18 protein-coding genes are annotated in these 19,562 nt (G+C 57.2%); 12 read left to right on the top strand and 6 right to left on the bottom strand.

All coding sequences use genetic code 11. The annotated features are described in order from the left end of the window. Nucleotides 1-76 precede the first annotated feature (76 nt). Nucleotides 77-1,273, bottom strand: a complete 1,197-nt coding sequence (locus DHN55_RS02095) for a 3-hydroxybenzoate 6-monooxygenase (RefSeq protein WP_108879748.1) — start codon at nt 1,271-1,273, stop codon at nt 77-79. 149 nt (nt 1,274-1,422) lie between these two features. Here DHN55_RS02095 and DHN55_RS02090 point away from each other — a divergent pair, with 149 nt between their 5' ends. Beyond that, nucleotides 1,423-2,742, top strand: coding sequence for a Rieske 2Fe-2S domain-containing protein (locus DHN55_RS02090; protein ID WP_108879747.1), 1,320 nt, complete (start codon nt 1,423-1,425; stop codon nt 2,740-2,742). 3 nt (nt 2,743-2,745) lie between these two features. Beyond that, a complete protein-coding gene (locus DHN55_RS02085) occupies nt 2,746-4,200 on the top strand; it encodes a glutamine synthetase family protein (RefSeq protein ID WP_337659819.1) in 1,455 nt (484 codons plus the stop codon). A gap of 13 nt (nt 4,201-4,213) precedes the next feature. Here DHN55_RS02085 and pcaDC read toward each other — a convergent pair whose 3' ends face one another. After that, nucleotides 4,214-5,371: a bifunctional 3-oxoadipate enol-lactonase/4-carboxymuconolactone decarboxylase PcaDC gene (gene pcaDC, locus DHN55_RS02080; RefSeq protein WP_337659818.1), complete on the bottom strand. Its 1,158-nt coding sequence runs from the start codon at nt 5,369-5,371 to the stop codon at nt 4,214-4,216. Between the two features lie 149 nt (nt 5,372-5,520). Here pcaDC and DHN55_RS02075 point away from each other — a divergent pair, with 149 nt between their 5' ends. The 3 genes from DHN55_RS02075 (at nt 5,521) to DHN55_RS02065 (ending at nt 8,453) form a co-directional block, all read left to right on the top strand. Next, complete coding sequence (locus tag DHN55_RS02075; protein ID WP_337659817.1) at nt 5,521-6,447, top strand: DMT family transporter; 927 nt, start codon at nt 5,521-5,523, stop codon at nt 6,445-6,447. A 19-nt stretch (nt 6,448-6,466) separates the two neighbouring features. Continuing rightward, entirely contained in the window at nt 6,467-7,648 is a 1,182-nt protein-coding gene (locus tag DHN55_RS02070) for an aminotransferase class I/II-fold pyridoxal phosphate-dependent enzyme (protein ID WP_108879744.1), read from the top strand. 364 nt (nt 7,649-8,012) lie between these two features. Beyond that, on the top strand, nt 8,013-8,453 hold the full coding sequence (locus tag DHN55_RS02065; protein WP_108879743.1) for a rhodanese-like domain-containing protein: 441 nt from the start codon (nt 8,013-8,015) through the stop codon (nt 8,451-8,453). 44 nt (nt 8,454-8,497) lie between these two features. On the opposite strand, the gene DHN55_RS02060 is transcribed toward DHN55_RS02065, so the two are convergent. The 4 genes from DHN55_RS02060 to DHN55_RS02040 all read right to left on the bottom strand — a co-directional run bounded on the left by DHN55_RS02060 (nt 8,498) and on the right by DHN55_RS02040 (nt 12,032). Continuing rightward, the gene (locus tag DHN55_RS02060) at nt 8,498-9,796 is read right to left on the bottom strand and encodes an MFS transporter (RefSeq protein ID WP_337659816.1); all 1,299 of its coding nucleotides are present in this window, start codon (nt 9,794-9,796) and stop codon (nt 8,498-8,500) included. A gap of 168 nt (nt 9,797-9,964) precedes the next feature. Beyond that, the gene (locus tag DHN55_RS02050) at nt 9,965-10,555 is read right to left on the bottom strand and encodes a TadE/TadG family type IV pilus assembly protein (protein WP_337659815.1); all 591 of its coding nucleotides are present in this window, start codon (nt 10,553-10,555) and stop codon (nt 9,965-9,967) included. A 52-nt stretch (nt 10,556-10,607) separates the two neighbouring features. Next, nucleotides 10,608-11,198 carry a TadE/TadG family type IV pilus assembly protein gene (locus tag DHN55_RS02045; RefSeq protein WP_337659814.1) on the bottom strand — a complete coding sequence of 197 codons (591 nt, stop codon included), beginning with the start codon at nt 11,196-11,198 and terminating at the stop codon, nt 10,608-10,610. 342 nt (nt 11,199-11,540) lie between these two features. Next, nucleotides 11,541-12,032 (bottom strand): pilus assembly protein N-terminal domain-containing protein, encoded by a 492-nt coding sequence (locus DHN55_RS02040; RefSeq protein ID WP_337659813.1) that lies wholly within the window; start codon nt 12,030-12,032, stop codon nt 11,541-11,543. Between the two features lie 532 nt (nt 12,033-12,564). On the opposite strand from DHN55_RS02040, the gene DHN55_RS02035 reads away from it, so the two are divergent. From DHN55_RS02035 to DHN55_RS02005, 7 genes are all read left to right on the top strand, one after another. Beyond that, nucleotides 12,565-12,732, top strand: coding sequence for a Flp family type IVb pilin (locus DHN55_RS02035; protein WP_108881653.1), 168 nt, complete (start codon nt 12,565-12,567; stop codon nt 12,730-12,732). Nucleotides 12,733-13,031: 299 nt separating this feature from the next. Beyond that, nucleotides 13,032-13,547 (top strand): prepilin peptidase, encoded by a 516-nt coding sequence (locus DHN55_RS02030; RefSeq protein ID WP_108879737.1) that lies wholly within the window; start codon nt 13,032-13,034, stop codon nt 13,545-13,547. Nucleotides 13,548-13,717: 170 nt separating this feature from the next. Then, nucleotides 13,718-14,521, top strand: a complete 804-nt coding sequence (cpaB, locus tag DHN55_RS02025; protein ID WP_108879736.1) for a Flp pilus assembly protein CpaB — start codon at nt 13,718-13,720, stop codon at nt 14,519-14,521. A gap of 12 nt (nt 14,522-14,533) precedes the next feature. After that, nucleotides 14,534-16,003: a pilus assembly protein N-terminal domain-containing protein gene (locus DHN55_RS02020; protein ID WP_108879735.1), complete on the top strand. Its 1,470-nt coding sequence runs from the start codon at nt 14,534-14,536 to the stop codon at nt 16,001-16,003. A gap of 23 nt (nt 16,004-16,026) precedes the next feature. Further along, nucleotides 16,027-16,722, top strand: a complete 696-nt coding sequence (locus DHN55_RS02015; RefSeq protein ID WP_337659812.1) for a CpaD family pilus assembly protein — start codon at nt 16,027-16,029, stop codon at nt 16,720-16,722. 26 nt (nt 16,723-16,748) lie between these two features. Continuing rightward, complete coding sequence (locus tag DHN55_RS02010; protein ID WP_108879733.1) at nt 16,749-18,011, top strand: AAA family ATPase; 1,263 nt, start codon at nt 16,749-16,751, stop codon at nt 18,009-18,011. Next, nucleotides 18,011-19,540, top strand: a complete 1,530-nt coding sequence (locus DHN55_RS02005) for an ATPase, T2SS/T4P/T4SS family (protein ID WP_108879732.1) — start codon at nt 18,011-18,013, stop codon at nt 19,538-19,540. Before DHN55_RS02010 ends, DHN55_RS02005 begins: the two co-directional genes overlap by 1 nt. Nucleotides 19,541-19,562 lie beyond the last annotated feature (22 nt).

Genomic DNA, 19,562 nt, shown 5'->3' with positions numbered 1-19,562 from the left:
GTCAATTGTTTCTATTTGAACCGGATGTGCTCTTGCATCGGCGTTTGCCTTGGCAATGGCTTTGTTACAAAACGGTTTACTGCAGGATCTGCTGGCCGCGCGCATTGACGCCCGCGTACAGCCAGCTCATGCCGTCATAGGCCTGTTGCGCCGTTCTGCCCGACAGCATCATCTGCCTGAGTTCCGCCACCGGACCGGCGGCGTGATAGATATCCCCATAGAGCCGGGCCGTCATCTGCACCCGCGCGGTGCGCAGATACCGGTCGGCCTGGTAGGCGAGGAAAGCATCCGCCGGATCGCCGTGTGCCGCCACGTGGTGCGCCAGGCATACTGCGTCTTCGGTCGCCATGCATGCGCCCTGCGCCAGATATTGCAGCATGGGGTGCGCGGCATCGCCGAGCAGCGTAACGCGGCCCTTGCTCCAATTTTTCACAGGATCGCGGTCGCACAACACCCACATGCGCCAGCTCTCGATCTTGTCGAGCATGCCCATCACTTCCGTTCTCTGTCCGGCAAATCGCTGGTTCAGTTCGCTGATGTCGCCATACACATCCCAGCCTTCTTCATAGGCATCGGAATGAAATACCGATACCAGGTTGAAAATGTCGCCGCGATGTAAAGGGTAGTGCACCAGGTGGGTCTTGGGTCCGGCCCACAGGATCACTTCGTTCCTGTGGTTTGCGTCGGGCACGTCGGCTTCCGGCAGCACGGCCCGATAGGCAATGTGGCCCGAAACCCGGGGGCGGCCGTCCGAAACGATTGTCTCGCGAACTTTCGACCATAGGCCGTCGGCACCAATCAGGGCTTGCGCCTCGATTGTGCTGTCATCGCCCAGGGTTACGCGCACACCGTTGCCGGTGTCTTCATAGGCCTCGACCTTCGCGCCCAGCCTCACGGTCACCCTGCCGGTTGCCCTGGCCGCGTCGATGAAAGTGTCATGCAGGTCCGGCCGGTAGATCACGCCATAGGGGTATTCAAAGCGGTCAGTGAATTCAGGTGTATTTAGCGGTACCCGTGTCACTTGTGACCCGTCGAGCGCATCCATCATGACCAGCGCCTCGGGAAACACCGCATTGGCCCGGATCGCGTCGGTTACGCCAAGCGTGTCGAACATGCGAAACCCGTTCGGGCCGAGCTGAATACCGGCACCGGCTTCGCGCAGTTCCTCCTCACGTTCGATGACGATACTTTCAATGCCCTTTTGCGCCAGCGCCAGCGCGGCTGCAAAGCCGCCTATGCCGCCACCGGCGATCAGATAAGGTTTGGTGTTCAAGTTAGTTGCCCCGGTTCAGGTCGGTGTTGGTTGGTCATCCGCATACAACCCGCAAACCCCGGTTTCGGCAAGCCTTGCCCGGAACTTGCGCTATGCGCGCTGCCTGCCTAACGTGTGCGGCATCAGACCAGAAAACAGGACGCCCACCTATGCTGTCGAAAGACATAAACGATCTCATTACGCAAACCGGCTCCGGCACGCCGTGCGGCAAGCTGATGCGGCAATACTGGCAACCGGCTGCCTTGAGCGATGAACTTGAAGGCCCTCGCCCCGTCGTGCCGGTGCGCCTGCTTGGCGAAGACCTGGTGCTGTTTCGCGACAATGACGGTGAGTTGGGCCTGATCGGGCGTCATTGTCCGCATCGTGGCGCTGACCTGTGTCACGGCCGGCGCGAGGACAACGGCCTGCGCTGCCCGTTTCACGGCTGGCATTTCGACCGCTCCGGCCAGTGTGTCGAACAGCCCGGCGAGCCTGAAGGCAGCACCATGCACGAGCAGATAAAGACCGCATCCTATCCGGTCGTGGAGAAAAACGGCATTGTCTTTGCCTTCATGGGCGAGGGCGCACCGCCGCCATTTCCCGAACTGGACTGTTTTGTTGCCCCGGATACACACGTGTTTGCCTTCAAGGGTTTGTGGGAGTGCAACTGGCTGCAGGCCATGGAAGTGGGCATCGATCCGGTTCATGCATCCTTCCTGCATCGGTTCCTGCAGGATGAAGACCCGGCCGACAGTTACGGCAAGCAGTTCCGCGACACTGCCGCCAATACGGAAATGCCGATGACGCAGTTGCTGCGCGAATATCCACGGCCCGACATAGAGGTGGAAGAAACCGACTACGGATTGCGCCTGATTGCGCTCAGGCACCTGGATGACGGCCGCACCCATGTGCGCGTGACCAACCAGATATTTCCCGAAGCCATCTGCATCCCGATGTCCAACGATATGACCATCACCCAGTGGCATGTGCCGGTGGATGACGAGACCTGCTATTGGTATTCGATGTTCACCAGCTTCGCCGGCCCGGTGAACAAGCAGCTGATGCGTGAACAGCGGCTTGCCGAACACCGCCTGCCGGACTACGCACCGCTGAAAAACAAGCGCAACAACTACGGGTTCAACCCGGCTGAACAGGAAGCTGAGACCTATACCGGCATGGGGCTCGACATAAATGTCCATGATCAGTGGGCCGTAGAAAGCCCGGGGCCGGTTTTCGACCGCACCAACGAACACCTTGCCACGTCCGACAAGGCGATCATTGCCTATCGGCGCATGTTGCGCCGGGCGATTGATGCAGTGGGCGAAGGCGGTCATTTGCCAGGCATTCCCAATGGCGAAGCATTGAACACAAAGGGTCCCGTTGCCGTTGATGCCATTGCGCCGGATGCAGATTGGCAGGCGGTCTGGCGGGACCGGGATGCCGACCGCCGCGACGGGTGCTCGTGGGCAAGCGCAACGGCCGGGAACTAGTTGATGAGTGATGTAGGGCGCGAAGGCTTGGCCGCACTTGCCGGCATGGACAGTGCTGATCGACGCACGGCATGCGCAACTGTGCTGGAGCAAATCGAAAATCATGGCCTGGACACCGTGCGGCTTGCCTTTGTGGACCAGCACGGGGTGCTGCGCGGCAAGACACTGATGGCGGCGCAGGCTGCAGGCCTGCTGGCCAATGGCTGTGCCATGACCTCGACCCTGCTGGCAAAGGACACCTCGCATCGCACCGTCTTCCCCGTCTGGCAGGCCGGCGCCGGCCTTGATATGGCCGAGATGGAAGGTGCCGGAGACATGATGATGTTGCCGGACCCCGAAACCTTTCGTGTACTGCCCTGGGTCGAAGGCTGCGGCTGGCTGTTGTGCGATCTGTTTTTCACCGACGGGAAACCTGTGCCGTTTTGTGTGCGCCGGAAACTCCGTGATGCCGAGGCAGAACTTGCAAACAGGGAACTGGATATACGCTTCGGCCTCGAGGCTGAATTCCACATTCTGCAAGTCGACGACTGGAACAGGCGCCCGGAAGATGCCGGGCAGCCGGGAGCCGTGCCGGATGTCTCGCTGATGACGCACGGCTTTCAGTACCTGACCGAGGCACGTGGCGACCAGCTGGAGCCGGTGACGGAGGTGTTGCGCAAGGCGTGCGTGGCGCTCAATCTGCCGGTACGCTCGATCGAATGCGAGTTCGGCCCCAGCCAGGTGGAGTTTACCTTTGCTCCCATGCAGGCGGTGCAGGCAGCCGACGCCATGACCCTGTTTCGCTCCATGGTGAAACAGGTCTGCCGGCGCCAGGGCCTGCATGCAACCTTCATGTGCCGGCCACAGGTTGCAAACCTGTTCGCGTCAGGCTGGCATGTGCACCAGTCGCTGCTATCGGCGACATCCGGCGACAACCTGTTCACGCCTGAAGCCGGTAGCGACCTGCTGTCGCTGCTGGGCCTGCATTATACGGCGGGCCTGCTTGCCCATGCGGTTGAGGCCAGCGTTTTCGCGGCGCCCACCATCAATGGCTACAAGCGCTACAAGTCATTCCAGCTGGCCCCTGACCGGGCGATCTGGGGCAGGGACAACAAGGGCGTTATGGTTCGGGCTATAGGCGGTCCCGGTGATCCGGCGACACGGGTGGAAAACCGGGCCGCGGAAGCTGCAGCCAACCCCTATCTTCATCTGGCCGCGCAAGTCTGGGCCGGGTTGCAGGGTATCGATGACAAGCGCGATCCCGGTCCTGCCGCAGATACACCCTACAAAACCGATGCAACAATGCTGCCAACCAACCTGATGGATGCCGTCGACGCGCTTGAGGCGTCTCAACTGTTCCGGCGGCGCTTTGGCGAAAAGTTCGTGGACTACCTGATCCACATCAAGCGCGCCGAGATTGCCCGCTTCCTGTCAGAGGTGACGGACTGGGAACATCGGGAATATTTTGACCTTTACTGATGTTGTCTGACGTCTAGGTTTTCAACTGCTTTCCGGCGCGGGCAAACGCGGTGTTGGCTGCCGGCACGCCGGCATAGATGGCTGTCTGCATCAGCACTTCGCGAATGGTCTCCTGCGAAACACCTGCGCGCAATGCCGCTGCCAGGTGCAGGTCGAACTCCTCCCATCGCGACAGCGCCGCGCAAATCGCCAGCACCAGCATGCGGCGGGTGGTTTCGTCCAGCCCCGGCCGGGTCCAGATTTCGCCCCAGGCGCCGCGCGTGATCATGTCCTGAAACTCGGCGTTGAATTCGGTTCGGTTCCGAATCGAAGCATCTACATAGTCGTCGCCCAGTGCTGCTCTGCGGCGTTTCATTCCGGAGGTGAATCGGTGATCGCTCGGCAAGGTGTCGGCGCTCACGAAGCCTGCAAGCGTGCGGGTAAAGTCGTTCGGGCGTTCAGCATTTGACACATGAGCTGCATCCAGGACCACGTGGACAGCGCAGGAAATTTCCGCAGCCATCATTTCACCGCGCTCCGGCGGCGTTGACTGGTCATGCCGGCCGGAAATGATCAGTGTCGGCGTGGTAATCTCTTTCAGGCCGTCGAACGTGTCGGCTTCTCTCAGCATGGCCGAGCATCCCAGATAGCCTTTCGGGTCCATCTGCTCCAGGACACTGCGGAAATCGCTTACCGTGCCGGGATCGCTTTCATGGAAGCTCTCGGTAAAAAACCTGCCCAGTACCATGTCGGATATGGCGCTCATGCCGCCCTGGCGGATCATGTCCATGCGTTGGTCCCACATCTCCGGCGGACGGAAGTGCGGCGATGTATCAGCCAGCGTGAGAGTGGTGAGCCGGCTGCCGGCATTGATGCCGAGCCATTGCCCGGTCAATCCACCCATGGAAAGCCCGCAGAAATGAAATTCGTCGAGACCCAGATGATCTGCGATTCCGATAACATCTGCGCCTAATCTTTCCAGCGGGTACATGCCGTCCGGCACATCGGACGCACCATGGCCGCGCTGGTCATATCGCACGACACGGAAGCGGTGCTTCAGGGCATCTGCCTGTGCCTGCCACATCAGGTGGTCACAGCCCAGCGAGTTGGAAAATATGATGGCTGGGGCATCTGTCGGGCCTTCTGAGCGATAGAATATCCGGCAATCATCGCTTTGTGTCACGTACGGCATGGGCGGTTCCTTTTTTCCATTGATCCTGTCACATCGTAAAATTCCGGGTGTGTCAAACCTTGAAACCGGATTCTGGGCTGGACGCATTCCCATCATGCCTTTACGGCTGAAAAGACCCTGGCCATGCCACCCGCCTATGGCAGCTGAAAGTGATCGGACTTCTCTTCATGGCAATACCCGGCAGTGCCCAGTCGCCTCAGACGGATAATGTCACGACCGGCATAGTGTTGATGGTGGGCGCTGTTGCCACGTTCACCATCATAGACGCCTGCGCAAAGTATCTGCTGGCAGCCGCGGTGCCGCCGATGATGGTGGTGTTTGCCCGCTACAGCCTGTCATTGCTGTATGTGCTGGGACTGATGTGGTGGACCGGCACGCTGACCTTCAAATCCCATCATCCCGGATTGCAGGTGCTGCGCGGTGTCCTGCTGTTCGCTTCGACCCTGATGAACTTCATTGCCTTGCAGTATCTGCGCCTGGATCAGACATCCGCCATATTCTTCTCAAACCCGCTGTGGGTCTGCGCCCTGTCGCCGTTTTTGCTCGGCGAGCGGATCGGGCCGCGTCGCTGGGCGGCGGTGGTCATCGGGTTTCTCGGTGTGTTGCTGATCATCCGGCCCGGCGCTGACGGTTTTCACTGGGCCATGCTGCTGTCGGTGACGGTGGCGGTTATCACCTCGCTGTACCAGATCATCACCCGCAAGATCGGCGGTCGTGACCCGGCGCTGGTATCGTTACTGCTGCCCTCGATTGTCGGCTCCGCTCTTGCCATGCCGATGGGTATCCTCAACTGGCATGTGCCGGTCTGGGGACTTGTCGCCCTGATGCTGCTGATGGGGCTGGCCGGCGGTATCGGCCATCACATGCTGATCAAGGCACACACCATGGCACCTGCGCCTACACTGGCGCCGTTTATCTACACCCAGATAATCTGGATGATCATTGTCGGTTATGTCGTGTTCGGCGATGTGCCGGACATTCACACGCTGGTCGGCGCCGGCATCGTGGTGTCCAGCGGCCTGTATGTCTATTATCGCGAGCAGGTCACCAAGCGCCGAACCTTGCGATCGACATGACTTAGAAACAGGAACTTTCATGAGCCATCTCAAATTGAATCCCGCGGTCGCAAGCCTGGAAGAAGAGGGCGCATTCTTCGTTCTCGACAAGGCGTTGAAGATGAAGGCGGAAGGCCGTCCGGTAATTAATCTCGGCATTGGCCAGCCGGACTTTTCACCACCGGCCCACGTGCTGGACGCCGGGCTCCGGGCGGTCAGGGATGGTCCGCACGGATACACTTCCCCGGTTGGCATGCCGTCTTTGCGCGACGCCGTCGCAAGCAGCGTGGCCACCCGCTATGATGTGCCGGTCGAGGCTGATCGGGTGGTCATTGTGCCGGGTGGCAAGGTCACGATCTTCTTTGCCTGCATGGTATTCGGCGGGGCAGGGACCGAAATCCTGTATCCTGATCCCGGATTTCCGCCCTATCGCGAAGCCATAAAGGCGGCGTCGGCAGGGCCGGTTCCATATGCCATTCGTGAAGACCGGAATTTTGGCTTCGACGCCGACGAGGTGCTGTCCCAGATTACACCGGCAACACGCCTGATTATCATCAATTCACCCGCCAACCCGACCGGCGGCGTGGTTGAAACGGGCGAACTGGACAGGCTGGCAAAAGGCCTGGAAGCGCATCCTCAGGTGGCAATCCTGTCGGACGAAATCTATTCGCACCTGGTGTTTGAAGGATCAGGCTTTCGCTCTTTGCTGCAGTTTCCGGCGCTGGCAGACCGGGTCATCCTGCTCGACGGGTGGTCGAAGACCTTTGCCATGACCGGGTGGCGGCTGGGGTACGGCATCTGGCCGGCACAGCTGGTCGACGCGGTGCGCGGATTGATTACCGTCGATCATTCCTGCGTCAATGTTGCCGCCCAGTTCGCCGGCCTTGCGGCCATTGAAGGCCCCATGGACGAGATCGACCGGATGCGTGCAACATTTGCGCAGCGCCGGGATGTGGTTGTCGCCGGTCTCAACAGCATGCCGGGGGTCACCTGCCGGGTACCCGGTGGCGCCTTTTACGCGTTTCCCAACATCACCGGAACCGGTATCGGCTCAAAGCAGCTTGCGGATCGTTTGCTGATGGAAGCCAATGTGGCGCTGATACCCGGTGACAGTTTCGGGAACAACGGCAAGGGCTATCTGCGCCTGTCATATGCCGCCGGCCTTGACGAAATCGAAGAAGCTCTTGCGCGCATGCACGGCCTGATCAGCGCATCTGTGTGAAAAACAAGGTCCCGTGCCAGGAGCGGGGTGGGAAATGGCGGGTGCTTTCCCGGCACGGGTGTCCTTAAAGGCAAGAGCAGCATGCGTTCAAGCGCATGAATGACGTTGCTCGCGCACTTTCAAGTCGATCGGGTTCAGGCATTTCGACTGCTTCAGTCAAAGCGCCCCCTGATTTTGTGCAGGAAACAGGTTTCTTTTTTGGTTTACGCAACTGACGCCTTCCTTGCACGACGGTTGGCTTATCCGGTTTGCATGACAGCTACGTGTCAAAATGAAGTCGGTCGCTGCACAAGCGCAACTGCCACAAAGCTGATCGCGGAACTTTGATTTGATAATTTCAAGCCTTGATGACACTGGTTGACCCATGAATTTGACCCGCCGACATATTATTGCGCTCATTGGTTCAACCTTGCTTGGCGGTATCACAGCTCCGCTGGCATTTGCGTCATCCGGTATAATGTCTGCGCCGGATGCGCTGGCCGCAGCCGACAGGGGTGAAATCGTGCTCGTGGATATCCGCTCCCGCGGCGAGTGGAAGCAGACCGGTCTGGCAAAGCCCGCTGTTGCCATTTCCATGCACGAAGCCGGCTTTGTCAGAAACCTCGCCAAGGCACTGGGCGGCAATCGCGCCAACCCGGTTGCCCTGATTTGTGCCGTCGGAGGGCGCAGCGCTCACATGCAACGCATTCTGGCCACTGCCGGCTTCACCAATGTCATCGATGTGTCTGAAGGCATGTTCGGTTCCAGCGCAGGGCCGGGATGGCTGAAACGTGGATTGCCCGTAAAGGCCTGGGCGAAAAACTGAGCAGGTGCTGCGTCGGAAACCTCCAGCTATCACTCACCGGCAGTTCACTGCACAACAGGTTTGCAGTTTGTTTCACGCAAAGTGAGGGACAGGAGAAATCCGGCGCCGGACCAGACGACAAGGCAGATGAAAGCAAACCTGTAGTCGGCGGTCTGGTAAATCCTGGCACCTTCCAGCATCGTACCGTCCCAGCGCAGGTCCAGCATCCAGCCGATAATGGGCTGCAGGATAGCGCCTGCGCCCACCGTGGCGGCGTTCACCAGGCCCGAAACCGAGCCATGCAGGCGCCTCGCCGACACTTCCCGCGCCAGCGCGAAAGTGACCACCATGCAACCGCCCGTGAGGCCGGACAGAAAGAATGCTGTTGCCATGAATGTCAGGCTGAGGTTTGGAACGAAGGCGATGATGGCGAGGAGTGCGAAGTTTGACGCCGTGCCGACAACCAGGGGAAGTTTCCGGCGGCCGATCCTGTCAGACAGCCAGCCCGACAGGGGAGCGCCAACCGCCCAGCCCAGCAGGGACAGCGAGGTGTAAATGGCGCTGGTTGGCCGGTCCAGTTCATAGGCGCCGGCAAGGAAAGGCACCCCCCACAACCCGCCAAGCGCCAGCATTGGTCCGGACATGCTCATCGCCACAATGGCAATACGCCAGATCTCGGAACGTTTTATGGTGTCTTTCAGGCCGGCCCAGATTTCTGCCCAGCGGTTGTCATTGGCCTGTTCTGCAGTGGCGGCGTCGGGCGAGTTGCGCACGACGAGTGCGGTCAAGGCCGCCAATCCGGCAGCAAACACCCCGGCCCATATCATTGTCTGGCGCCACCCGAATGCTTCAACGGCAAGCGCCAGAGGCGCCTGGCCGGCTATGCCGCACACCATGGCAAAGAACATTGCAAGGCCGGTTAAAAGGGCAAAATGCCTGGGATGAAACCATCTGGCGGCCAGTGCCATGCTGGCGATAAAACCGACCGCGGAGCCGGCTCCAACCATGAACCGCCCTGTATAGGCGGCATTCACTGATCCCGCGGTTCCGAAGATGATGCTGCCGACCGCGGCAAGCAGTAGCGCAATGGTGAGCATGAGCCTCGCGCCATAGCGGTCAAGCAGAGCTCCAATGGGCAACTGCATTGCCGCGTAGGGGTAAAAGTATAAGGCCGAGAGCTGTCCCATGACCGCGCCGGTGACCGCGAATTCTGCCATCAGGTCCGGGATCATGACACTGGGGGCTACGCGCTGGAAAAAAGCATATCCGAATGCAAGTGCACTGAGAGACCAGATGCTCAGCGCCAATGCCAGGCTGGCCGGGCTTGCCGCCTGCGGTGATGATTTTACGGACTCTGTAACCACGATCAGTATCAACACCGCCTGGGCGCAGCATCCACTTCTGGAGACTGGCGAAACAATCAATCAGTGTAGAGTGTTTGACGGTGCAGGGCGCAAAAGTAAAGGCCCCTGAGAGGGTATCTCAGGGACCTTTGATGAATTTGCTGAAACGATATTAGCGAATACGCAAGATCAGCAATCGTTGCATTTAAGCGTCGGGCCGTTGCGGGGGCGTTGCGCATAGGATTCCGCGACACTCCACGCGGTGCCGCCGGCAATGTAGCCGACAAGTGGCTGGAATGTCAGGCATACCGTGGCAACAACGATGTCATTTTCGTCGCCTTGTTCGCCGGTCAGGTTGGTCAGCGCCGCGTTGGTCATGTTTGGCGGGTTGCCGCAGCCACCGCGCGAATGCGACCATCTCTCGACCACATTGCTGCCGTCCCGTTCAAAGTTGGTCACCTCGACATTGATGTTTGACGCCACGATGGGTTTCAGGATGGCGTCGGCTGCCAGAATGAAGTCATCCAGGTCGCTTTTGTCCAGGCTTACGGATTCCTGCGTCGTCAGGTCGACGACCGCACTTGCGGCCACGGCGAGTTTTCGTTTGATCGAGACAGCATGCGTCAGATCAACCATGCCGAGCAGCAGCAGGATCATGAAAGGAAACAGAAAAGCCGATTCAATGCTGACAACGCCATCTTTCTTGCGGCCGAAGCTCGCAAGTTTGCAGATAACACCGGCATGAACTGGGTCCGGCTTGGTGACTGGTGGGTTGTCCATTGTAGTGGCTTCCTGAACGGATGGAGACTTGGTTGAATAATGTGCCATTGGATCAATCAAACGGCTCGTTGCGGAACACTGCGACACCTCGGATCAGATGTTTTTTCTCGCCGTGATTTGCCAGCCAGTAAGGCTGGGCAGCGCCCGTGCCGTTAAGGGCGAGCAGTTCCATGACGTATGGGGTGAACAAATCCCACTCATAAAACGTCTCGACGATCACGACGTCTTCGGCGTTACCTGGCTCAAATGCTGAACCGGCTGTGACACCGTCGCTCAGTTCGCCATCTTCTGAAGCATCCGTCCGTTCGGCGGCCTCGGTAAAATTGTTGCGCACTTCGACATTGATGTAGATCTTGTCGCAATCGATCAGGGAAGGAAGCAATCCACACAACTCGGTCTTGAACTGGGCTTTTGAAAAGCCTTGATCCTGCACCTGTCCGGTCCGGATCAGGCGGGCCGCCGAGGTAGTTGCGCTTTGGACGGCATATTCGGACAAGAATGTAAGGCCGGTCTCAAAGGTTGCAATCAGCAGAAACAGGAAGGGTGCCCCGACGAATGCAAATTCGACTGCCGTTGCGCCGCTGTCATCTTTGCGAAAACCCCTGCGTACGCGGTTTAGGGTTCTGTTCAACTTCAAGATCATGCCGTGCTCCCGAACTTTCATCAACCGCAGTATTTCAAATCAGCTGGATTGGCGGTTATATCGCCTGTCCGACCCGCAGTTTCACCTGGGATTTTCTGCAGTTTCAATTATTCGGGAGAAGTTACAGGACTGACCTTTACAAGTTCTAAGTATCGACGGGCGAATTTTAGTGATTTTGTTAAGAAACTGTTAACCAGAGCTGCCAGCTGCTGGTGTTGCAAATGTAGTGATTGCCAGTGCGATCTGCTGTTAAACGGCCCAGGTGGACGGGGTCAGACAGGAACAGGTTTGCCTGACAGAACATATTTCTGCCCGGCAACGCCTGTGCGGATGAGACCCAATTTACTGTGCTTCGCCGCTTCCTGAGGTGGCTGCACCTGATGACAAGCCGGTCTTTCCGGATATCTGCGTAGTTTGATCCTTGAACCTGACAGCGTCGTCGTTCACGACCATTGTCTGATCACAAAACGGTTCGCAAGTCATGGTTCTGCGGACGCCGGCGCGGTATACGCTGACGATCTGGTTTTCCACGCGTTGAACCTTCACCATCATGTTGGCGAGCTGCTTGCCGTCAAAATCCAGTACGATAATTTTTGTGCGGCCGGTATTCTTGCCGATTACAATCAGCTTGTTTCCCTGGATGCTGGCATCGGCAAACATCGGATTGGAGACGACCACGGTCGACGGTTCTCCTGCCAGCTTCACCAGCTTGGCATCATCCACATCCAGTGCGAGAGATGAATCAGCAATGGCTGTGCCGGTTACGGCAAGCATCCCGGCCAGGCCAACTGCGGCGCCAAGAAAGAAGTTACGGGTTGTTGCCAGAGAACTCATTTTAATAACGATCCTTGTTCGCATGATCACTTTGCAGGCGCTGGACAGCGTCGCACCCAATCGATGCTGCCTATAACACCTGAAAATGGTGAATGAACCCTTACGATGAGGAAATTGATCTTGAGACATGCCCGCGCAGGACCAGCTTTCGACATTATAATATAGGGCTGTCCGATAAAGTGTTGAAAATGCCGGGGCGAGAGCTGCGCCAATCGAAGCGAGCGTGGTTCTCTCACTAGTCTTTATAGTGACCGCATATAGCCAGGAGCAATTGAAGATCAAAATATACACATCATTTTTATTGTGTAAAATTTAAATAAAATTCAATTTTAATTTTAAAAGTAATGATTTGTTTTCCATTCGATGATGACGGGCCTGTTGTCGATCGCTTTTCATTGGCTGTTTACTTGATGTTAATAGCTGGGGCCTAGGTTGAGCCTCGGTTCAGACGACAAACCCCTCAGGGGATCACCCATCAAGGGTAGTTTGATCCGGTGCTGTATAAACTGTGAGAAAATCTAAGGAGAGAATTATGTTCGCACGTTTCATTAAAGACGAGTCTGGTGCCACTGCTATTGAGTATGGCCTCATTGCTGCTGCTACCGGTCTTGCCCTGGTTGCTGTTATGCCTGTTATCGGCACTAGCTTGGAAGCAATCTTCCAGGCAATCTCTGATAGCCTGGCTGCTGCTGCTGCCTAAGTCGGAGCTAACAAGCTACCGACACGCGAAAGCGTAATCGCAGGCAGATGAGCCTGGCCAGCGATTGAAATTTACAGGGAGGCTCCCTAAGCCGCCGGTCATGTACCGGCGGCTTTTGTTTGTCCGTACCAGGTAACCGTGATGCGGTCGGACCTGGAGGCGGCTGCAATGCCGCATCAAAACCGTACCGTGTTTAACCGCCCCTTTACCGTCATTGTGAGACTTTGCTCCAATTATGAAATTACCCTGCCGGCAACCTGCCGTGCCGGATGAACGACTAAACGGGAGTTAAACCTGCAATGATCGAAACGCTGATATTCTCACTGTTTGCAACCTTGATGATTGCGGCAGGCATTGGAGACTGTCTGACAATGAAAATTCCGAACTGGCTGAACGGCCTGATCGGCATCAGTTTTTTCGGAGCCGCGTTTGTTGCCGGCATGCCGCTTGAGCAAATCGGCTGGCATGTCGCTGTCAGTGTGGTTGTACTGTTCCTCGGCTTCGGGCTGTTTGCGGCCGGGTTTCTCGGGGGCGGCGATGCAAAACTTCTGGCAGTTGCTGCGTTGTGGCTGGGAAGCGGGCAGCTGCTCGAATTTCTCGTCATCATGGCATTGGCTGGCGGTGCGCTGGCGATTGCCATGCAGGTTTGGTGGTGGATCAAGCTGGAAATCGAGCTGCGAGGCTCTGATAAGGTAAAGTCCAAGGTCAAAACGTCTATCGATTTGCCTTATGGCATAGCCATTGCCGTGGGCGCCCTGTTCGCCTTCAGGCACAGCTGGTGGCTGGAACCGGCGAACGCACAGCTTCTTGGTTGAGTTTATCAATGCCCGCGTCAAGCGGGCATTTTTGATTCTTGACGGCAGCAAGATGTTTTTTAGGCAAAACTAAGATTGTTTAGTGCCGGTTAACCATAATTTGACGTTTCCCGATCATTCTGCAGTTGAGATATCCGAACGAGCTTCCGTTCCTACTGGAGAGTTATCAGATGAGTAAATCACGTGTCCTTGCCATGGGCGTGGCCGCAGTTGCAGCCGGAGCCGCGGCGTTTCTGGCCAATGGTTTCCTGAGCCAGCCGCAGAAAGCGGAGGTTGTTGAGGTAAACAAGGTTGCCATGACGCCTGTCCTGGTCACATTGAAGGACGTTCGCGTTGGCGAAGTCCTGGATGCGTCCAACCTGGGATGGAAAGACTGGCCCTCCGACCGGGTCGGCAACTTCATGGTTACCAAAGGCGGCAGTGCCGACATATTCGAAGAACTCAAGGGCGCACGGGCGCGCGCGGGCCTGTATGAAGGTGAGCCGCTTAACAAGCGCCGTATTGTTGAAGTCGGCGATGCCGGCTTTATGGCCGCGGTCCTGCCAAAGGGCATGCGGGCAATTTCGATCCGCGTTTCTGCAGAAACCGGTGCAGGTGGGTTTATTCTGCCCAATGACCGGGTTGACGTTCTTCTCACCCGCAAGGTTGCAGGAAATCGGGACGTGTCCGAGATTGTACTGACCAATGTTCGCGTCCTGGCGATCGATCAGCAGATCAAGACCACTGATGATGGCGGGCAGGTGATTGTCGGCAAGACGGCAACGCTCGAACTCAACCCAAGCCAGTCTGAAGTTCTTGCGCTGGTCGAAAGTTCGGGCCAGCTGTCACTCGCCCTTCGCTCGCTTGCCGATGCAGGCGACAAGAAGCTCGGAGATGATGGTCCGCGGGTTTCGGAAAAGTATGCACGTGGTTCAAAAGGCACCATCCAGCAATTCCGCTACGGCATCATGAACCAAGTCGTGAATTCAAAGTAAGGCAGACAACTGATGTATCCCTCACCCCTCAGCATGCCCAGGCTTGATATGGGCACCAAGGCACCAGCCAGAGCGATTGTTTCTCTGGTCGCGGCACTCACAGTATTCTTCATCGTGCTGACGGCGGCTTTCGCACCCGCCCAGGCGGGCGATGATTCACGTTTTCTGCGCATGGGCTTGAACAAGTCGGTTGCGATCAGGTTGCCTGTCGCCGCCAAGGATGTTCTTGTCGGCAACCCGGCGATTGTTGATGCTGTGGTTCGCACCCGTACCACCGCTTATCTGTTCGCCAAGTCCAACGGACAGACGAATATCTTCTTTTTTGATGCTGCCGGCAGGCAGATCCTGAATCTCGATATAGAGGTTGCCGCAGATACCAAGGCGTTGAAGCAGCTGCTTGACCGCACTTTGCCGGACAACCAGATCAAGATTGATACAGTAGCTGACAGCATCATTTTGCGCGGTGTTGCTGCATCTGCGGGCGAAGCCAAGCAGGCAACCGACCTGACCGAGCGTTTTCTTGGTGCCGGTGGGACCGACGGATCCGCCAAGGTGGTTTCCGCCATGACCATTGCGGCGCGCGAACAGGTGACACTGCGGGTCCGCATTGCAGAAGTTCAACGTGATGTGCTGAAGCAACTCGGTGTTGATTACAATACTGCGTTTTCGTCGGGAAGTTTTTCCGCGGGCATGCTGACCGGAAACCCGTTCTTGCTGAACGGCCCACTGGGTGTCGGCACACTTCCAGCCAACCCGATTTCGGGTCTGGGTGGTGCCAACGCCCTCACCGGCGCCCGGCTCCAGTACGGCGACAGCATTGACGCTTTCATCCAGGCCATGGAGCAGGACGGCTTGCTGCGCACGCTTGCTGAGCCGACACTGACCGCAATTTCAGGTGAAAGCGCCAAGTTTCTTGCCGGTGGTGAATTCCCCATTCCGGTGGCCGTGGATGACAATACCATCTCGGTGGACTTCAAGGAATTTGGTGTGGCGCTGGGTTACTCCCCGGTCGTCCTGTCGTCCGGACGCATCAGTCTGAAAATAAACACGGAAGTTTCCGAACTGACCCCGCAAAACGGCATCCAGGTGCAAGGCATTACCCTGCCTGGCCTGACAACCCGCAAGGCCGAGACAACTATTGAGTTGCCGTCAGGTGGTTCAATGATCATGGCCGGTCTTATCCGCGATCAAACCCGGCAGACGATTGCAGGTATTCCCGGTGCCAAGGATCTTCCAATTCTCGGACAACTGTTCCGCTCGCGTGACTTCCAGAAGAACACGTCTGAACTGACGGTCATGGTAACGCCGTTTATCGTCAAGCCGGTCAATGAGCGTTCACTGACAAATCCTGCCGAGCAACTTTCGGTAGCCACCGATCGCCAGGCCATTCTGTTTGGCCGCCTCAACAAGATGTACGGCACCCAGGGCGGTACCGGAAAAGGAACCACCTATCACGGCAATGTCGGCTTCATCGTCGAATAATGGCAGCGCCACGGAGAATGAAAATGAACAAGTTTGTATCAAAGTCCCGCATAGCAATGCGTACCCTGGCCCCGGCTGTGACCCTTTTGGCTCTGACCGCATGTCAGCACCAGATGTCAGGTGGCGTGGATGATGTCTACATGCCGCAAATGCATTATGAAATCCATCCGATCGAGGTCGCCAAGGGCACTGTGAAACTTCAGGTGCCGACCCGGTCTGCCAAGCTCACCATCAAAGAGCAGAACGCAATCAAGCAATTTGCACATCAGGCCAACGAAACCGATGCGGCAAAGGTGTTTGTACGTCGCCCCGCCGGCGGCATGGTAGGCAATGCAGTAGCAGCGAAAGTCACGCAATTGCTGGAGCGTGAAGGCGTCAGTCCGTACCGCATCAAGCATTCTTCCTACAAAGGAGGTGCCCGTTCACCTGTTCTGATGTCATTCACCCGCAAATTCGCGGTTACCAGCGAATGTGGCGACTGGAGTGAAAACCTTTCTGAAACTTATTCCAATCAGAATTACAAGAACTTTGGTTGTTCCGGGCAGCATAATCTCGCCGCCATGGTCGCCAATCCGGAAGATTTCGAAGCGCCGCGCACATCCACGTCGGCAAGTGCAAGCAGGCGTAATGAGATCTTCAAGAAATACATTGGTGGTGAAGACACTACCGCCGCCCAGGCATCTCAGGCCGCAGCCCAGTCCAGTGGACTGGCTGAGTAACAGTTGAACAGACAAGAGTGGAAACCATGAACCAAACTGAACCACAAGCTTTAGCGGCCGATACCGCAACGCCGGTTGTTGCTGTAGTGCCTCGCATCAATATCACCGTGTTTTGTTCAACACAGGCGACACAAGCAGCGATGCAGCAGGTTGTTGTCGATCGCCGTATGGCAAGGGCGCATGTTGATGTGCGCAATGGCGGCATCATGTCGGCTGCCCAGGCATACAGTCAGGCAACAACACCTGAAGTTCTCGTTCTGGAAACCGAAGGCCATCGCGATCAGGTCCTGTCAGAGCTGAGTCAGCTCGCCCAGGTTTGCGACCCGTCTACAAAGGTTGTTCTGATCGGCCACGTAAACGATGTCATCCTGTACCGCGAGCTGATCCGTCAGGGCCTGAGCGAATATCTTGTGGCACCGGTCCATCAGCTGCAGGTGATTGACGCCATCAGTTCGCTGTTCAATGAACCCGGCGCTGATCCGATTGGGCGCATTGTCGCGTTCATCGGCGCGAAAGGCGGAGTTGGGTCCAGTACCATCGCCCACAATGTAGCGGCATTGGCCTCAGGTGAAGACAAGGTCGACACGATTGTTACCGATCTTGATCTGGCTTTTGGTACGGCCGGTTTGAATTTCAATCAGGACCCTGCTCACGGTATCGCGGAGGCGATTGCGTCTTCTGATCGCATTGACCAGACCATGCTTGAGCGCCTGCTGACCAAATGCGGCGAGCGGCTGAACCTTCTGTCAGCACCGGCGCAAGTGGAAAAGTCGCTTGGTATCGAAGATGATACTCTCGAGCCGATCATCGATGCGGTCCGCTCCAGCGCTCCGCTGATTATACTTGATATCCCCAACTTGTGGACCGTCTGGTCGAAGCAACTTCTTATCGGTGCTGATGATGTCATAATAACATCCACTCCCGACCTTGCCTCCTTGCGCAATACCAAGAACATTTTTGACTTCCTGACCGCTGCGCGTCCCAACGACAAGGCGCCGTTGATTATTCTCAACCAGGTCGGTGTGCAAAAACGCCCCGAAATTCCGGTGGCAGAGTTTTCAAAGGCAATTGGCGTTGAGCCGACCGCGGTCATTCCGTTTGATGCGCATGTGTTCGGTACTGCGGCCAGTAATGGTCAGATGGTTGGAGAAGTTGGTCCGAAATCCAAGGCCGCCGAACAAATCTCCATGCTGGAGCAGTTGCTGATAGGCAAAGATCCGGAAGCTTCGATGAAGAACAAGGGCGGCTCTGCGCTTGCCAAACTGCTGCCAATGCTGAGGAAGAAGTAATGTTCGGTAAACGGGGAGAAGATTCAACAGCACAGCCGCCGGCACAGCCCGCTGCGCCTGAGGGTGAATCGCAGCAGGCCGCGCCGGCACCGGCAGCTGCCAGCGCACAAGTTATTCCCGGACTGGACCTGGGCGGCGCAAGCGCCGCTCAGCCGACTGAGGCTGGTCCGGAGGTGGCGGCACCTGCAAAGGCTGCACCACCGAAGCCGGCACGTGAGAGCAAGTCCGGGCGCTCGGATAACTACTACGATATAAAAACCACTATTTTCAACGCGTTGATCGATGCCATCGATCTGACCCAACTTGGACAGCTGGAACGAGATGCAGCGCGTGACGAAATTCGCGATATCGTCAATGAAATCATTTCTCTCAAAGACGTTGCAATGTCGATTGCCGAGCAGGAAGAACTGCTCGAAGACATTTGCAACGACGTGCTTGGTTACGGGCCGCTTGAGCCCCTGCTTGCGCGCGATGACATTGCCGACATCATGGTCAACGGTGCGGACCTGTGCTTCATCGAAGTTGACGGCAAGATGCTGGATGCCGGCATCAGGTTTCGTGACAACGCCCAGTTGCTGAATATCTGCCAGCGTATCGTTAGTCAGGTCGGCCGCCGCGTCGACGAAGCCAGCCCGATCTGTGATGCGCGTCTGATGGATGGCTCACGTGTCAACGTGATCGCTCCTCCGCTCGCAATCGACGGTGCCGCGCTGACCATTCGTAAGTTTAAGAAAGACCGTCTGCGCCTGGATGACCTGGTGAAATTCCAGTCCATTACGCCTGACGGAGCTGAAATACTGCAGATCATTGGCCGGGTCCGCTGCAACGTGCTGGTATCGGGCGGTACCGGTTCGGGCAAGACAACCCTGTTGAACTGTCTGACGGGTTACGTGGATCATGAAGAACGTGTCATCACCTGTGAGGATGCGGCCGAGCTGCAGCTTCAGCAGCCGCATGTCGTGCGTCTTGAAACCCGCCCTCCGAACCTTGAGGGTGAAGGCGAGATCACCATGCGCGATCTGGTCAAGAACTGTCTGCGTATGCGTCCTGAACGCATCATCGTGGGTGAGGTTCGCGGACCTGAGGCTTTTGACCTTTTGCAGGCAATGAACACCGGCCATGACGGCTCTATGGGCACGCTGCACGCCAACTCGCCGCGTGAAGCCCTGTCGCGTCTGGAATCTATGATCACCATGGGCGGGTTTTCGCTGCCGTCCAAGACCATCAAGGAAATGATTACCGGTTCCATTGACGTGATTGTTCAGGCTGCCCGTCTGCGTGACGGCTCGCGCCGCATTACCCATGTGACCGAAGTTGTCGGTATGGAAGGCGACGTGATCATTACGCAGGATCTGTTTGTTTACGAAATTGTCGGTGAAGACGCCAATGGCAAGATCGTTGGCCGGCACCGTTCGACCGGTATTGCGCGTCCGAACTTCTGGGATCGTGCGCGCTATTATGGTGAGGAAGCTCGGCTGGCAACAGCGCTGGAAAACGCTGAAGTGGCCGATGAAGAATATAGCGGCTGACCGTCGCGACACTGGAGCGACA

The sequence above is a fragment of the Anderseniella sp. Alg231-50 genome, assembly GCF_900149695.1.
Lineage (GTDB): Bacteria > Pseudomonadota > Alphaproteobacteria > Rhizobiales > Aestuariivirgaceae > Anderseniella.
The sequence above is the reverse complement of the archived record's forward strand: the minus strand, read 5'-3'. Positions and strand labels throughout refer to the sequence as shown.

Bases quoted from the DNA above. Each gene is read 5' to 3' on its own strand.
- DHN55_RS02085 (WP_337659819.1), top strand. From the start codon at position 2,746: ATGAGTGATGTAGGGCGCGAAGGCTTGGCCGCACTTGCCGGCATGGAC.
- DHN55_RS02090 (WP_108879747.1), top strand. From the start codon at position 1,423: ATGCTGTCGAAAGACATAAACGATCTCATTACGCAAACCGGCTCCGGC.
- DHN55_RS02040 (WP_337659813.1), bottom strand. From the start codon at position 12,032: ATGAGTTCTCTGGCAACAACCCGTAACTTCTTTCTTGGCGCCGCAGTT.
- DHN55_RS02050 (WP_337659815.1), bottom strand. From the start codon at position 10,555: ATGGACAACCCACCAGTCACCAAGCCGGACCCAGTTCATGCCGGTGTT.
- DHN55_RS02065 (WP_108879743.1), top strand. From the start codon at position 8,013: ATGAATTTGACCCGCCGACATATTATTGCGCTCATTGGTTCAACCTTG.
- pcaDC (WP_337659818.1), bottom strand. From the start codon at position 5,371: ATGCCGTACGTGACACAAAGCGATGATTGCCGGATATTCTATCGCTCA.
- DHN55_RS02045 (WP_337659814.1), bottom strand. From the start codon at position 11,198: ATGATCTTGAAGTTGAACAGAACCCTAAACCGCGTACGCAGGGGTTTT.
- DHN55_RS02035 (WP_108881653.1), top strand. From the start codon at position 12,565: ATGTTCGCACGTTTCATTAAAGACGAGTCTGGTGCCACTGCTATTGAG.
- DHN55_RS02015 (WP_337659812.1), top strand. From the start codon at position 16,027: ATGAACAAGTTTGTATCAAAGTCCCGCATAGCAATGCGTACCCTGGCC.
- DHN55_RS02005 (WP_108879732.1), top strand. From the start codon at position 18,011: ATGTTCGGTAAACGGGGAGAAGATTCAACAGCACAGCCGCCGGCACAG.
- DHN55_RS02010 (WP_108879733.1), top strand. From the start codon at position 16,749: ATGAACCAAACTGAACCACAAGCTTTAGCGGCCGATACCGCAACGCCG.
- DHN55_RS02030 (WP_108879737.1), top strand. From the start codon at position 13,032: ATGATCGAAACGCTGATATTCTCACTGTTTGCAACCTTGATGATTGCG.
- cpaB (WP_108879736.1), top strand. From the start codon at position 13,718: ATGAGTAAATCACGTGTCCTTGCCATGGGCGTGGCCGCAGTTGCAGCC.
- DHN55_RS02020 (WP_108879735.1), top strand. From the start codon at position 14,534: ATGTATCCCTCACCCCTCAGCATGCCCAGGCTTGATATGGGCACCAAG.
- DHN55_RS02070 (WP_108879744.1), top strand. From the start codon at position 6,467: ATGAGCCATCTCAAATTGAATCCCGCGGTCGCAAGCCTGGAAGAAGAG.